This window comes from Streptomyces sp. NPDC057702 (assembly GCF_042799315.1).
Lineage (GTDB): Bacteria > Actinomycetota > Actinomycetes > Streptomycetales > Streptomycetaceae > Streptomyces.
Map to the genome: position 1 here is coordinate 106,051 of NZ_JBHVJC010000018.1, position 14,782 is coordinate 120,832.

9 protein-coding genes and 2 CRISPR repeat arrays are annotated in these 14,782 nt (G+C 72.0%); of the genes, 2 read left to right on the forward strand and 7 right to left on the reverse strand.

Features of this window, described 5'->3' with window-relative positions; all coding sequences use genetic code 11:
* Nucleotides 1-329 precede the first annotated feature (329 nt).
* The gene (locus ACFVFR_RS16075) at nucleotides 330-1,343 is read left to right on the forward strand and encodes a hypothetical protein (RefSeq protein ID WP_383701845.1); all 1,014 of its coding nucleotides are present in this window, start codon (nucleotides 330-332) and stop codon (nucleotides 1,341-1,343) included.
* A 138-nt stretch (nucleotides 1,344-1,481) separates the two neighbouring features.
* Here ACFVFR_RS16075 and ACFVFR_RS16080 read toward each other — a convergent pair whose 3' ends face one another.
* Complete coding sequence (locus ACFVFR_RS16080; RefSeq protein ID WP_383701847.1) at nucleotides 1,482-1,871, reverse strand: asparagine synthase-related protein; 390 nt, start codon at nucleotides 1,869-1,871, stop codon at nucleotides 1,482-1,484.
* Between the two features lie 113 nt (nucleotides 1,872-1,984).
* Between ACFVFR_RS16080 and ACFVFR_RS16085 the strand changes: the two genes are divergently transcribed.
* Nucleotides 1,985-3,484, forward strand: a complete 1,500-nt coding sequence (locus tag ACFVFR_RS16085) for a carboxylesterase/lipase family protein (protein WP_383701849.1) — start codon at nucleotides 1,985-1,987, stop codon at nucleotides 3,482-3,484.
* Between the two features lie 129 nt (nucleotides 3,485-3,613).
* A CRISPR array of direct repeats spans nucleotides 3,614-4,191; the repeat unit is 29 nt; unit sequence GGGTCCATCCCCGCGTGCGCGGGGAGCAG.
* A 200-nt stretch (nucleotides 4,192-4,391) separates the two neighbouring features.
* On the opposite strand, the gene ACFVFR_RS16090 is transcribed toward ACFVFR_RS16085, so the two are convergent.
* From ACFVFR_RS16090 to ACFVFR_RS16115, 6 genes are all read right to left on the reverse strand, one after another.
* Nucleotides 4,392-4,670: a hypothetical protein gene (locus tag ACFVFR_RS16090; RefSeq protein WP_383701851.1), complete on the reverse strand. Its 279-nt coding sequence runs from the start codon at nucleotides 4,668-4,670 to the stop codon at nucleotides 4,392-4,394.
* Nucleotides 4,667-5,200, reverse strand: coding sequence for a hypothetical protein (locus ACFVFR_RS16095; protein ID WP_383701853.1), 534 nt, complete (start codon nucleotides 5,198-5,200; stop codon nucleotides 4,667-4,669). Before ACFVFR_RS16095 ends, ACFVFR_RS16090 begins: the two co-directional genes overlap by 4 nt.
* A gap of 35 nt (nucleotides 5,201-5,235) precedes the next feature.
* Nucleotides 5,236-5,649, reverse strand: coding sequence for a hypothetical protein (locus ACFVFR_RS16100; protein WP_383701855.1), 414 nt, complete (start codon nucleotides 5,647-5,649; stop codon nucleotides 5,236-5,238).
* Between the two features lie 113 nt (nucleotides 5,650-5,762).
* Complete coding sequence (locus tag ACFVFR_RS16105) at nucleotides 5,763-6,983, reverse strand: helix-turn-helix domain-containing protein (protein WP_383701857.1); 1,221 nt, start codon at nucleotides 6,981-6,983, stop codon at nucleotides 5,763-5,765.
* A gap of 94 nt (nucleotides 6,984-7,077) precedes the next feature.
* Nucleotides 7,078-8,264: direct repeats of the CRISPR family, unit length 28 nt; unit sequence GGTCCATCCCCGCGTGCGCGGGGAGCAG.
* A 467-nt stretch (nucleotides 8,265-8,731) separates the two neighbouring features.
* A complete protein-coding gene (locus tag ACFVFR_RS16110) occupies nucleotides 8,732-9,463 on the reverse strand; it encodes a dienelactone hydrolase family protein (RefSeq protein WP_383701859.1) in 732 nt (243 codons plus the stop codon).
* Nucleotides 9,464-11,636: 2,173 nt separating this feature from the next.
* On the reverse strand, nucleotides 11,637-14,270 hold the full coding sequence (locus tag ACFVFR_RS16115) for a germacradienol/geosmin synthase (protein WP_383701861.1): 2,634 nt from the start codon (nucleotides 14,268-14,270) through the stop codon (nucleotides 11,637-11,639).
* Nucleotides 14,271-14,782: the final 512 nt, after the last annotated feature.

Sequence of the window (14,782 nt, forward strand, 5' to 3'; positions counted from 1 at the left end):
GCGGGGTGGTCGGGGAGGGCGCGAGCTGGCCGGAAGGTTGGGGAAAGGTGGTCCGGGCCGGGGAGGGGTAGCCGGGGAGGGAGCGGGGTGGTCGCAGGGGCGGCCGTCGGGCCGGGGGACGCGATCCGGGCGGCGTCACCCGCTGGCCCGTGAGCACGCCGGTCGCGCGTCCTGCCATCGGATTCGTACCGATCACGCGGCGCTTCAGCCGCCACTCACGTGAGGTCCGATCGCGGGAGAGTCGTCGCTTTACGACGTGCCCGAAGTCGGACAGCGCTGCTTTGGTGGCCGGCCGGTCTGCCACAGACCGTCGACGGTACACTGTGAAAGTGCGCTACTTCATGCAATATGCGGCGGGAACCAGCGAGCTGCTTATCGACGCGATCTCCAATCAAATCCGGGACATCGACGTCCTCTATCGCGATGACAGCGCCGTGATCTTCGATTCGGAGGCCGCCGCGGAGGAGATCGCCGCACTTCCTTTCGCGAAGAACTCTTTTATCGTACTGACCAGCACCGCCCGGGGAGATCTCGACCGGGGCGTCGAGCAGCTCAGTCGCTCCGCGAGCAAGGTGCGCTTCCCGACGCCGTCCCCGAAGGACAACGGCTTCCGGACGATGATCCACATCGACGGGGAGCTCGCCCCCGTCGGCCACGGCGCCAAGAGCGCCCTTGAAAGGGCGATCGCCGGACGGACTCGGGCGCGGGTCGAGCCTCGCGGCCTGTGCCAGGAGTACTGGGTGATCGGTCGCGTCGACATGGATGACCTCCTCCTGTGCATGCGGCTGCCGAAGGCCAAGCGCCCGGCCAAGGCGCGTGGCGCCATCTCCTACGAGCTCTCCGCCATGCTGGTGCACGCCTCCCGCCCGCACCCGAAGGACATCTTCCTCGACCCCTTCGCGGGGAGCGGCTCCTTCGTGCAGGCCCGCCTCGACTTCCCGGCTCACGAGGTCTGGTACTCCGACCGCGACCTGCGCTCCTTCCAGCCGGATTTCCCCCACGACATGGCCACGGACCCACGGGTCGGCTTCCTGTCCGAGGACGCGCTCACCCTGCCGTCGGTGCCCGACGGTGGCGTCGACGTGATCGTCACGGACCCGCCGTGGGGCGAGCACGAAGAGCTGGAGATGCCCTACGCGGATTTCACGAAAGCCATGGCGAAGAGTTTCGACCGCGTACTGCATTCCCGCCACGGCGACTTCGTCGTCCTGTGTTCGCGCAGGACGGCGGAGCTCATGGCAAGCAGCCTTCAGGGCGCGTCGTTCGAGATCAACGCCTCCCATTCCATTCTGGTCAACGGCCACCCCGCCACGGTACTCATCGGCGGCAGGCCGAAATCCTGAGAATTCCGTAGTAATTCCCCGCCCGGCACCCTTGCCACCACGAATTCGACCGAATTCGTCAATCGTCGGGGAAGCGGAATCCGCCACCGCCGAGAAGGCGGAACCCGCCACCACCGGGGAGACGGCCGCACCCGTGGTTCACCCTGGCCCGTCGCCCACACCCTCCGGTTCACGCGCGACCGCGCGGGCGACTCCCCGTGGCGCGGCGATCCCCCGCCACCACGACCGGGCGACCGCCAACCGCCAGAGCTGCTGCCCCCAGTCCCCGCGACCGTCCCGGTGGGCGACCCACAGCGCGTTCTCCCGCCGCACGTCCCAACCGTCGGCGACCGCCCAGGTCGCCTCCGCACGAAGCCGTCGCCCCAGGTCACCGCGTAGCCACGCACTCAACGGACTCGGAAAGCCCTGCTTGGCCCGGCCCAGCACGTAGGCCGGCAGCAGATCCGCGCCCCACACGGCCGCCGCCCCGACACTGGCGTGTCCCCGCAACACACCGGCCAACTCAGGACACTTGGCGCTCATCGACATCAACCCGCTTGTCTCGTAAGGGACTTATCGCCTCGTGGGTCGGGGCGCGTAGGTTCGGGCGGGCGGGTGGATCGCCACACCCGCGCTGCGCTCCGCGCCCCCAAGGAGAGGCCATGGCTGTGGAACCGATCGTCCGGGTCGCCAGGGGGACCGTCCGGGGGCGGGTCCGGGAGGGGGTGGCGGTCTTCGCCGGCATTCCGTACGCGGCGGGGCCGACCGGCGCGGGACGGTTCGCGCCGCCCGAGGTGGCCACCTGGCACGGCGAGTGGGACGCGCGCCAGCCCGGCCCGAGCGCCCCGCAGGCCGGCGAGCCCGGCCAGACGCCGCTCCAGGACCTGATGGGCGAGGGCTGGTTGCCTGGCGCGGAGTACCTGACCGCCACCGTCTGGACGCCGTCCCCCGAACCCGGCGCGCGGCTGCCGGTGCTGGTGTACCTGCACGGCGGGGCGTACGTCGGCGGACGGGCCGCCACCGACCTGTACGACGGCACGCGCTTCGCCGCCGACGGCGTCGTACAGGTGGGCCTCAACTTCCGCGTGGGGGTGGCTGGTTACGCGTACCTGCCCGACGCGCCGGCCAACCGTGGGTTGCTCGACCAACTCGCCGGGCTGCGCTGGGTGCGCGAGAACGTGGCCGCCTTCGGCGGGGACCCGGACCGGGTGACGGTGTTCGGCGAGTCGGCGGGCGCCAGCAGCGTCAGCGCGCTGCTGGCCGCGGCACCGCGTGGGCTGTTCCGGCGGGCGATCAGCGCGAGCGGCAGCGGCGCGCGCTTCCTCACCCCAGCCCAGGCCAGCCTGGTGACAGCGGCGCTCGCCGAGGAGCTCGGCGTGGCGCCCACGGCTGCCGCGTTCGCGCCCCTGCCCGACCGCGCCCTGGTCGACGCCCTGACACGGGTCGCGGCGGCGGCGCCGAACCTGGTCGTGGACGGCGTACGCGACCCGCTGATGGGTCTGACGCCGCTCGGCCTGGTCGCCGACGGCGAGTTGGTGCGCGACCAGTCCGCCGAAGAGTTGTGCGCGGGCGCGGCGGGCGAGCTCGACCTGCTGCTGGGCCATACGACCGACGAGGTCAACCTGTTCCTGTTCACCCGCGACACTCCGCCGCTGACCTGGGATTCACTGTCGTCACACGTCGCCCGGCTGCACCCCGACCCGGCGCGCGTCATCGCCGCGTACGAGACCGCCGGCCGCGGCGCCACCCCCACCGAACTCTTCTCCGCCATCGGCACGGACTACCTGTTCGCCGTCCCCACCATCCATCTCGCCGACGCCCACGCCCGACGCCCGGCGAGTACCTGGCGGTACGAGTTCGCCTGGCGCTCCCCCGGCCACAAGGGCCGCCTCGGCGCCTGCCACGGCCTCGACCTCCCCTTCGCGTTCGCCACCCTGACCCGCGCCCACCTCCCCGCGCTGGGCTTCGCCCCCGACACCGAGGAGACCCGCACCCTGACCCGCCGCACCCACGCGGCCTGGCTCTCCTTCATCACCACCGGCACGCCGGGCTGGCCGCCCTACACCCCCGCCCACCCCACCGTCCAACGCCTCGACTCCGCCTGGCAGACGACACTGTCGGCCGACGGCCCCGAGCGGGGGGTGTGGGCGGGGGTGTGGTGACCCCTGGCGGGTCGGCGAGCGCCCCAGAGACGCCAACCGCGCCGAGGCCGAGCGGGGGCCTCCGGGGGTGAGCCCGGTGGCGGGCGTTCAGCGGGCAGGGTGGCGCCCCGCACCCGCCACGCGTTGTGCGGGGCCAACCCCGCGGGCGCGGGGAGCAGTCTTTCCCGACGAGCGCCGCGCCCGGGAACCCGGGTCCATCCCCGCGTGCGCGGGGAGCAGACCCCTCGACCCTGTCACCCTCATCTCCGGAGGGTCCATTCCCGCGTGCGCGGGGAGCAGCGTGCGGCCGGGGCTGGGTGGCGTCGTGTCGGGGGTCCATCCCCGCGTGCGCGGGGAGCAGTTCGATGGCCGGTTACGTTGGCGGTTGGCGTCGGGTCCATCCCCGCGTGCGCGGGGAGCAGCAGCGCCTTCTACTCCCCAGCCACTCCCCGGGAGGTCCATCCCCGCGTGCGCGGGGAGCAGTGTAGCCGACCAGGCCGGTGCACGGCTTGATCGGGGTCCATCCCCGCGTGCGCGGGGAGCAGACCGTCCTCGACCCGCACCTCACCGCCGAGCAGGGTCCATCCCCGCGTGCGCGGGGAGCAGACCGCTGGCGCTCTGGGTGCCACCTACACCGCGGGTCCATCCCCGCGTGCGCGGGGAGCAGGGACGGGCGTGCGACCGGGTGCGACCGGTGGGGGGTCCATCCCCGCGTGCGCGGGGAGCAGAGCAGTTGACCTGCGGGTTTACCCGCCGCAGCCCCCGTTTTCTGCAACTTCCACCGATCGCGACCTATCACTCAAGCAGGGCGAATCACCCACAGCGCCCCCCAGTCAGACAGGCAGCTCAGCCTAGCGCCGAGCCCCCCAATCCACCCCACCCCCAACCGGCCCGACCTGACCTCATCCCACTCCCACCCCTCACCCGCTCAGGGTGCGATCGGTCCGATGTCCTCAGCTGGGGTGATCAACCACCGCAGAGTGACCGTCGCGGCGTAGCGCACGTGGCGGCCGTCGGGGTGGTCGCGGGCGGCGTGGGCGGTGCACCAGCGTTGGGCCTGGTGGTGTTGGCCGGTGATCGACTCCGAGGGCTCGGGTTCCGGGGAGCGTTCCGCGCAGGTCGCACACGTGGCGCGAACGGCGTACGCGCGGGCCCCCGGGTCAGGCCCCAGGTTCATTTCGACGTAGCGATGGTGACTGCGGCTCACTCGGCCGCCCTCCTCAAGCACGAGCGGTAAGAGCGGCCCGGGTGCTCGGACCCCAGGCCGGCCTCCGCGCGACAGATCCCGGGTTCGCCGTGGGGCGGCAGCGGGGTCGTACGGGGCGGCTCGTCGGCGCAGACGGGGCAGGCGGGGGTGAGGGCCTGCGGGCCGTGGGCGAAGCGTACGGCCGAGGCCAGGACCGCACCCAGGTAGTACGGCTGGGCCAGGTAGCGGCCCGACCAACCGACTGGCAACCGCCAGTGCACCCCCGGGCCACTACGGCGATGCGGGGAGGGAATCCCGACGTAGTGGGTCCCGGGCCCGGGGCCCAGCACGGCGACATGCCGCCCCAGGCGGTCCCAGTGCGGCGACTCGGCCGCCTGGCCCGCCGGCAGGAGCCAGTACGTGGTGGCGGCGTACGGGTCGATGATCGCGGCGCAGCTCTCGCTCACGTCCAGCATCTCGAACGCCCACCGGGCCACCGTGGCCGTCGTCCGCACCGCGTCCCAACGCCGCCCGGCCTCCCACAACACCACCTCGCCACACGAAGGTGGCGCCCAGCCGCACTCGTTCACGCCCCCGCCCCCGCCCGTACCCAGGCGACCGCCCGTGCCAACTGGTCCGCGTCGGTCAACAACCGCCCCGGCTCCGGCGGAACCCGCCACCAGACCAGACGGGCCCGAGCCGTTCCCGGCACGAACAGGTACGACCCGTCATCGCCCACCACCGTGATCCCCCACCGCCCGTGCAGGCTCCGAGCGACCGGGTCCTTGGGCTCGACCAACCACACCAGCCGCGCCGGAACGTCCTCCTCGATCACCGCCCCGCCGGCCTCCCCGAGCGCGGCCAACACCCGGTTGCCGAGGTAGTCAGGCATCGCCACCGCGTGCCAGCCCAGTTCACCCACCCGAGTCCACCGCACCCCACCTCCGGACGGCACCCAGCCGTAGGGCCAGGACAAGGGGTTCTCGACTTCGATCGACACGAGACGACTCCGTAACGGACGACATACCGACAGTCACGAATCTGCCCGCCCGGCAAAGCCCCACCGTCCCCAAACTGGGGACGAGAAATCCTTGACTACACGTCAGCGAAGAACTACACGCCGCTCCACTCCGCGAACCGTCGCAGCGGGTCGGTGGCGCGCTGCCGTGCGCGCAGAAGGGTGCCGACCGTCTGGTGCACATCCGGGTGGTAGCGCGTCAACTGAGGTGCGACGTCACGGGCTTGGACGAGGGATTCCAGTGACGCGTCATGTCGGGCCGTCCACGCCTCCGCGCTGGCCTTGCGAATCAGGAATCCCGCGACCCTGGTGGGCTGGTACGCCTGCGGCAGTCGCACCTGCGTGGCGACCCGTACGGCCGTCTCATGGTCGTCCTGAAGCATCGCGACATCCAACCGCCCCAGGGACACGTTCAGTTCACCAAAGGCCAGGGCGTAGCGGCTGCCAGGCGGTTTCCCCTCGGCGTCCGCTCGCTCACCGGCGGCCACCACCTCTGCCGCCTGCTCCAACCAGTCGTCCGCCGCCTCGTGCTGTCGCTGCACCGCCGACAGAGCGGAAGCCCGCAGCAACAGGGTGCCGCGTACGGCCGAGGTGTGTGGGTCGCCGTCATCCGCCAGGTCATGTAGGGCCCGCTTCACCAGCGCGACACCCCGGTCGGGGCGCGAGGTTTCCGCATGCGTGATCATGGCCCGTTCGTACCGTTCGACGGCTACCTGGCGCGGGTCGCCGGAGTGGGGCGCGGCGGCGGCCATCCGGGCCAGAGCGAGGCGGGCGAGGTCCATGTATCCGAGCCGGTACGCGAGGATCGCGGTGGAACGGGCCACTTCTGCCTGGAGGTAGTACGCCCGTTCCCGTGCCGCACCGGGCGCGGTGTGCGCTTGCACGGCGAGCGCGGTCGCCGCGATGGCGTCGGGCAACCTCTCGGCGACCTGCGCGAACTCTCCCTTTGATCGCAGTCGTGAGACCGCCGACACCCGCCCGGCCACCTCGTCAAGGGCTTCCTGCGGCATGTCATCGTCCGGCGGGATGTCCCACGCGTCGAGGGCGCTGCTGATCGGCGCGAGCAGCCGATCGAGTTGGTCCTTCTGCAACATGTGGACGTACGGCTGCCCGTGCAGCACCGAGAGGGTGACCCCGAGGGCGCGCGCCACGGCGGCCAGGACAGACGGGCTGGGTGGCTGCTCTCCCGTTTCCACACGAGAGAGCTGACTTGTGGAGACGTGCGACCGCTGGCTGAGCTCGGCCAGCGTGTAGTCGCGTATGAGCCGAATCTCGCGGATACGGGTCCCCGCGTGCTTGTCCTTGTCGTCGGGCATGCTGACTCCCCATTGCGTACGGACACTCGCAATGTACGCCCGGTGAGCGCCACGCCGTACGGCTTCGCTCCGGCCCGACCCTGCCTCGACTCCGGGTCCATCCCCGCGTGCGCGGGGAGCAGGGGCCGGGCTGCGGGGTGCCGGGGGTGGGGGCGGGTCCATCCCCGCGTGCGCGGGGAGCAGCACCGGCAGCTCGGCGGGGGCCGGCGCCGGGCGGGTCCATCCCCGCGTGCGCGGGGAGCAGGACCCGATCCAGGTGGAACTCCACCGTGTGCCAGGTCCATCCCCGCGTGCGCGGGGAGCAGTCGGCCGGCGACATGACCGTGACCTGTAAGGTCTCTCCATCCCCGCGTGCGCGGGGAGCAGTCCAGCCGAGGGGGACCCCGGCGCGGATGCTGAGGTCCATCCCCGCGTGCGCGGGGAGCAGTCGGGCCGCGGTCAGGTCAGGTCGGCGGTGGCGGGTCCATCCCCGCGTGCGCGGGGAGCAGGTCGCCACGCGCTCCCCGCTGAAGACCCCGGCGGGTCCATCCCCGCGTGCGCGGGGAGCAGGAAGGCGCGTTGTCGCCAGCGGCCATCACCGAGGGTCCATCCCCGCGTGCGCGGGGAGCAGAGGACCACAGGATGCCCTTCTTGCCCCGAGCGGGGTCCATCCCCGCGTGCGCGGGGAGCAGGGCGTACAGGTCCCGAGTGCGCTCGGCGAGGGGGGTCCATCCCCGCGTGCGCGGGGAGCAGGCATGATGCGCCAACTCGTGGCCGACGGCCTGTGGTCCATCCCCGCGTGCGCGGGGAGCAGGACTTCGCCCTGGGTGGGCATGCGTGCCCGCAGGGTCCATCCCCGCGTGCGCGGGGAGCAGCTGATGAACGCGCTGAAAGTCGGCCATAGATGGGGTCCATCCCCGCGTGCGCGGGGAGCAGGCCGTCGCGGCGGCCTTCAGCACCTTCGCGGCGGGTCCATCCCCGCGTGCGCGGGGAGCAGGTGGCGGCAGTCGGGATGGCCACGGCGGTCTCGGGTCCATCCCCGCGTGCGCGGGGAGCAGCGCGCCCATCGGCGCCGTGCTGATCGTGGTGGCGGTCCATCCCCGCGTGCGCGGGGAGCAGTTCGGCATCTGAACCGATTTGGCCTTGAATGGAGGTCCATCCCCGCGTGCGCGGGGAGCAGGCGGGGCCGAGCTGCACGTGCACCAGGGGGTCGGGTCCATCCCCGCGTGCGCGGGGAGCAGCTCCGCGACGGGGCCAGCCTGGCGGTCCTGCTGGGTCCATCCCCGCGTGCGCGGGGAGCAGAGTAAATGACCTGGGGGTTTACCCGGCGCAACCCCGGTATTTTGCAACTTCCATCGATCGCGACCTAACACCCAAGTTCGACAAAGCGCCCACAGCGCCCCCATCACCAGGCCACCCCACTAACGCTCGTCCCAAAGGTACCCAGGGGCGCGCGCGAGCTGGAGCCGAGGCTCGAAACGACGGGACATACCCACGTCCGCTGGCCGGGTTCGGTCGCGTCGTGGCAACAGGTGAGCGCCTGTCGAGGCGCTTACGCTGACCCAGCCCCGGACCCAGGCTCAGGCGCGAAGCGGTCAACCCTTCTCGGAGAACCGACGCGGCAGAGACGCACCGCGGCATGGCTTCGGGCGCTGCGGGCCCCTGCTGGCTGGCGGGGCCCGCAGCACCGTGGGCCTACGAATGCGGGGTTGTTCCTCGTTGGGCTGCTGTCACACCCTGCCGTCCGCTACCGGTCTGGCGGTGAGGCGCTACTTCAGGTGTCGGTCGTAGAACCGGCCGCCGTCCTCCACCTCGAACCACGGGGTGCCGGTGTGGCCGCCCAGGTTGGCGTGGAGCGTCTTCTCTTTGCTGCCGAAGGCATCGAAGAGATCCAGGGCCCGTTGCCGGGGATTTCCCTCGTCGTCCCACTGCAACAGGAACAGCAGGGGGATGGTGAGTTGACGGGCCTCCGCGCGCTGGGTGTGCGGCACGTATCCGCCAGCGAAGAATCCGGCAGCGGCGATACGCGGATCGGTCACCGCCAGGCGAATTCCGAGGGCGGTCCAACCTGAGTACCCCACTGGGCCCGCGATTTCGGGAAGCGAGAGGACGGCGTCCAGAGTGGTACGCCATTCCGGAACCGCTTTTTCGACCATCGGGCCGACGAGGGACTCGAAGATCTCGTCCGTTGGCTCGCCGGCCCGCATCGCCCGCCGCAGGTCGGTGCGAACCTGCTCCTCGGCGGCCGAACGAGGCCGGTCGCCACACCCGGCGGCGTCGATGGTGGCCACGGCGTAGCCCTGCGCCGCCGTATGCCGGGCTCGGGCCACGAGCCGGGGTTGCGCCTTGGGCAAGCCGTTGTTGTGCGCCATCAACACCAACGGAACCGGCGCGGAATCGGAGGCGGATTCGGGCGTCCACAGGGAGCCGGGAATGTCGCCAAGCGTGAATTCGCGTTCGAGTACGCCATCATCGCGGCGCTGCTCGGAAGTGAAATGCATGGTCGTGCCTTTCGGGAGAGCTCGTGAACGGCGCTCCCGGACGACCTATCGCCCGACCGTGACCCCGGAGGGAAGCACCCATGTCGATACTGCGTTCACGGATACCACCTCCTCAACTCCTCGCACGGCCGCGGGAAACGTAACAGCGCACGCCACCGCCCGCCAACGGGTTTTCGCGCGGACTTCGCGCCCGGGCGGCGGACGGCCAGAACACCGAGCGGCGCCACTCGGCGCCTCATCAAAGCTTCCCGAGGTGGGCCGCGCATGGGTGACAGGCGGACTCGCAGCCGGCACGTCGATCCCAGCCCCGCGGGCGCGGGGAGCAGACGTCCGAACTCCAGGCCGCCGAAGGGATCGCGGGTCCATCCCCGCGTGCGCGGGGAGCAGGTCGCCTCACTTGCGGTCAGCGCGGTCCGGAAGGGTCCATCCCCGCGTGCGCGGGGAGCAGCTGGCCTCGCACTACCTGCTGTGCGGCAGCCAGGGTCCATCCCCGCGTGCGCGGGGAGCAGACTAAATGACCTGCGGGTTTATCGGGCCGGACCCCGGAAATCTGCAACTTCCACCGATCGCGACCTATCGCTCAAGTTCGACAAAGAGCCCATGTCGCCCCCCTCCCCCGCTCACGGCCTGCCTCGTACGAGGCTATCGCCGCTCGCCTCGCGGGAGTTGGGGTGGGTGCTTGCTCGGCGGGCGGGTCGCGGACAGCCCGGGGTCGCGTATGGCACATCCGTGGCGACGGGTGCCACTGGCCCGCGCGGACGCACGTGCCGCCGCAGTTGGGGTCAGCCCCGCCGGGGCGGGGAGCGTCTGATGGCTCGCGACCTCGCGATGTCGATGCCGGGGCCATCCCCCTCGCTCGGGGGAACGAGACGGCCCGGAGGCGCGGTGGGGCGCGTGGCGGAGCCAGCCCCGCGTGTGCGGGGAACAACGCACCGGGGCGTGCGTGTGGGGGTGCCAGCCGGGGTCAGCCCCGCCGTCGCGGGGACCACGTGATCCGCACGTCGCGGCTCTACCCGCTGCTCGGGCCATCCCCGGGCGGGGACGGGACGTCGCCGGCGCGTCGGAACTCGCCTTCGAAGGGGTCAGCCCCGCCCGTGCGGGGCGCGTTCTCCTGTCGGTCCTCGGGGATCAGGTCCGTGGGGCCACCCCCGCTCACGCGGGGACCGGGGACGTCGGCATCGGGCCGCTCCTCCCGATCTGCCGCTACCCCCGCTCGCGCGGGGACCGAGGCACCGTCGTCGCCCACGCCCACGGTCACCAGGGGTCAGCCCCGCCCGTGCGGGGATCGGACGCCGTCGCCCGTCACCAGATGGCCCGAGGCGGGGGCCCCGACTGCCCGGCCACGAACCGGTACGAGCAGCCACGGACCAGGGCCACCGGCCCCCGGCACGACGCCAAGGCACCGCACCACACGAGCCGGTGGCCACCACGCACTCACCTACGACCACAACGCGACCAGCCAGACGGGGGGCCACAACCCACGTACGCGCGGAACAGCGAACCAGCCGCACCAGCGACCACCGCCGCACTCACCCACAAGCGAGCGACCAGCCAGACAACCGCCACCCACGCACGCGCAGGTCACCCAACCAGCCGGACCAGCGACCAACACCGCACTCACCCACAGGCAAGCGGCCAGCCAGCCGTACGCCCCCACCCACGTGCGCAGGCCACCCAACCAGCCACACCAGCAACCAGCAACCAGCGACCAGCAACCAGCGCACACTCACCCGCGACGCGAACAGCACGTCAGGCGGCGGAGTACGCCGCACGCACCCGCCGCGCGGGGCACCCGGTCAGGGCGACGACCCACCGCGTACGCGGGCCCCGGGGCGCGGCGCGGGACGCGTCCCGAGCGCAACCCTGGCCCGCGTACGCCACACACCCGGGGCAGCCGGCCGACAGGCCGTCACGTACTCACGCGCGCCACTCGTGTCAGGACGCCGCCGGCACAGGCAACCCCACCGGCAACCCTGCCGGCAGCGGTAGCGACACAGGCAGCGAATCCGACGCGGGCGCCGACTCCGGCGCTACCCCCGACCCCCGTCCCAGCAGGGACGCCAGCCCCGGGACGCGGCGCGAGCCGCGTCCCGAACGCCCCCCGGCCCCGCGTACGCCACGGCCCGGGACGACGCGCCGGCGATCCGTCGCGTGCGCGGTCGCGCCCCTCGGCTCAGGAGGCCGCCGGCACGGGCCACCCCACGGGCAGGCCCCGGGGCGACGGCAGCGACACGGGCGGCGACTCCGGCGCCGGGCCGGGTTCCGCCCCCGGCGCCAACCCGACCCCGGCCGCCGGCACCGCCCCGGCCGAACCCGCCAACCCGGCCCCGGCCGCCAGCCCGGACAACCCAGGCACCCCAGCCAACCCGGACAGGTCACCCAACCCAGCCAAGCCCGCAGGCCCGGGCAAGCCCACCAACCCGGCCAAGCCCGCAGGCCCGGGCAAGCCCGCCCACACCGGCGCACCCTCCGGTCCGGCCGAACCCCCCGGGACGGAGGCGGGCCCAGCCGCCGGCACAGGCGCGGGCACCACCGGCGGACCGGCCACGGGCGCACCCGCACCCGCACCCGCAGCCGCCGGCGCGGGCAACCGCAGCCGGAGGCCCGTCGTGCCGAGTCCTGTCGGGCCGGTCGCGGGCCAACCCGACTGGGGGGCGAAGTTGCGGCGCAGGTCGGACTCCTTGTAGCGGGCGCACTCGCGGTGCCAGTGGAGGATGCCCGCCACCCAGTCCTCCAGCTCGCGCACGTACGTGTTCAGCTCCTCGCGCGCCACGTCGGAGAGCTCGAAGTCGTCGTAGAGGACGGGCAGTTCGTGCTGGGCCACGTGTTGGAACTGACTCAGCCGCGCTTCCATCAGGTCGTGCACGAGGCGTAGGCCGGTCTCGTAGTCGACGCCGAAGAAGTTCTGCACGACCAGTACGCCGTTGTGGATCTCGCCCTCGTACTCGATCTCCTTCTGGTACGAGAAGACGTCGTTGATCAGCGTGGCGTAGTCGGAGACGGAGCTCTCCAGCGAGCGCATCGGGCCGCTCTGGTAGATCTCCGGTGGGACCTGCTGGCTGTGTCGCAGCCGGCACAGGCTCATGGTCAGGTCGGAGCCGAAGGTCTTGCGCCGCATCTCGATGTAGTCGATGGGGTCGGGGACGCGGTGGTGGGCCTGGTTGTCCAGCTCCCACAGCCAGCTCTGGATCATGTCCTCGATCGCGGTGCGGAACGCGCGGCGGGCGGGGGCCTCCATCGAGCTGACGGTGCGCAGCCACAGGTCGATGAGGCCGCGTTCGAGGGCGTTGGCGGGTTCCGGCGGGGTCGAGCCGTCCAGCGGCATGCAGGCCACCAGGCGGTCCGTGCACACCTTGGCGCCGACCAGGTCGCGCGGGGCGCCGAAGACGACGGGGTAGTAGTCGTCGCCGTACGTGCCCCAGGTCAGCCAGCAGGAGCTGAGGTCCAACTCCTCCTGCGTGGCGTCCGGGTCGAGGCCGGCCGAGCACAGCGGGAAGTCGAAGCCGGCGAGCTTGCGCTCGTCCCAGACGTCCGAGTGGGGCACGCCCGGCTGGGCCTCCAGCAGGCCCATGCGGTGCGACCACTCGATGACGTGCCGGCGCGAGCCCTCCAGGTGCGGGCTGAGCTGGAGCGGGAAGGGCGGGTCGAGGTCGGGGATGCGGGAGGGGCCGACCCTGGTGTGCGGCACGTGGCTGTACGAGCGCAGCCGCTTGGCCCCGGTGAGGTTGACCAGCGAGGCGATATTGGCCGAGCGGGTGCCGAGGCCGGTGAGCGCGAACGGCCCCCACGGCGTCAGGCCGGCGGGCGCGTCGGCGCCGCCGCCGTTCATGTAGCGGCTGGAGCGCATGTGCCACTCGTGGCCGCCGGACTGCCAGTCCTGGAGGCCCTTGACGTAGAGCAGGACCTCCGCGCACTCCTGGGGCGTGAGCCCCTGGTCGGCGAAGAGCGGCGGGAGTTCGAGCAGGGCGGTGTTCTCGAACTGCTGGAGCCGGGAGGTGAGCAGGTCGTTGACGGCGTCGGCGGCCTCCTGCGTGGTGCAGCCCAGGAAGCGCTCCAGGACCAGGACGCCGTTGCTGAGTTCGCCCTCCTCCTCGATCTCCCGCTGGTACGAGAAGAGGTCGTTGCGCAGGTGAACGGCGTCCGAGAACGCGTCGCGCAGCACCCGCAGCGGGCGGGAGGCGGCGACCCGCGCCGGGACCTCGGCGCCCACCGCGTACTCCACCAGGCCCGAGGACCACGGCGCGCCGCCGACCTTGCGGCGCATCTCGATGTACTCCACCGGGTTGGAGACCCGGTCCGCGTTGATGTTGGACAGCTCCCACAGCGACTCGTTGAGCAGGTTCTCCGTGCTCTCGGCGAAGCGGGCCCGCCACTCCAGCGACATGCTGGGGACGGTGCGGCGCCACAGGTCGGCGAGGCCGGCCTCGACCGGGTTCTCCGGCTCGGGCGTCGGTGCGGCCAGGTCCATCGGCATGAAGGCGGGCAGCCGGGCCAGGTGCGTCTTGCCCGACTCGCGGTCCTGGGTGCGCTTGAACTTCTCCAGGAAGTAGTCGTCGAAGAAGAAGACCCACACATACCAGTCGGTGACCAGCGAAAGGGCTTCGGCCGAGGTGTCGGGATGGGTGTAGGCGCACAGCAGGGCGTAGTCGTGGGCGTCCAGATCGCTCTGGTCCCAGATCCCGGAGCCTTCCAACATGTCCATCTGCCGGGCCCACGCGCTGGAATGCTCACGGGCCGTCTCGACATGTGGGTTCAACCGTGCCGGATACGGCATGTAGAAATCCGGCAGTTCAAATGGCTGCGCCATTTCTCGCTCGCCTTTCACTGAAGCTCATGGGGGTACGTGGAGCACACGGTGAGTCGAGCGACGCAACAGATACGTACACCTGTACGAGGGCAGGCGTAAGCGCTTATTCGTTCGAATAAAATGCCCGCCACCTCCGCTCGCGCCGCGATACCAACCGCCACAGCACTACCCTGGGGCACAGCGCACTACCCGCGCATCCGACTCCCGATATCCCGCCCCATTTCGCGCCCCCGCGCCCCGGTCGCCCTCGCGGGTGTTCGCCGTGTGAAAGGGAGTGTTCCCGTGGGGCCCCGCCGGGCCGCGCGGAGTGCGGTCAGCCTACGCGGGCCGCCCGCTACCCACGGGGGTACGCACCCGGGCGACCCCCGTTCGCTCCCGCCGCTCCCCCGTCACCGGCCCCCGCCCCGTGGGGGGGGGGCCCCCCCCGCGCGCCCACAACGCCCGCGGGGGGGGGCGGCCCCGGGGAGGCCGGCCGCGACACACAGGCTTAGAGCGGGTGGGGGGGTAGTGGG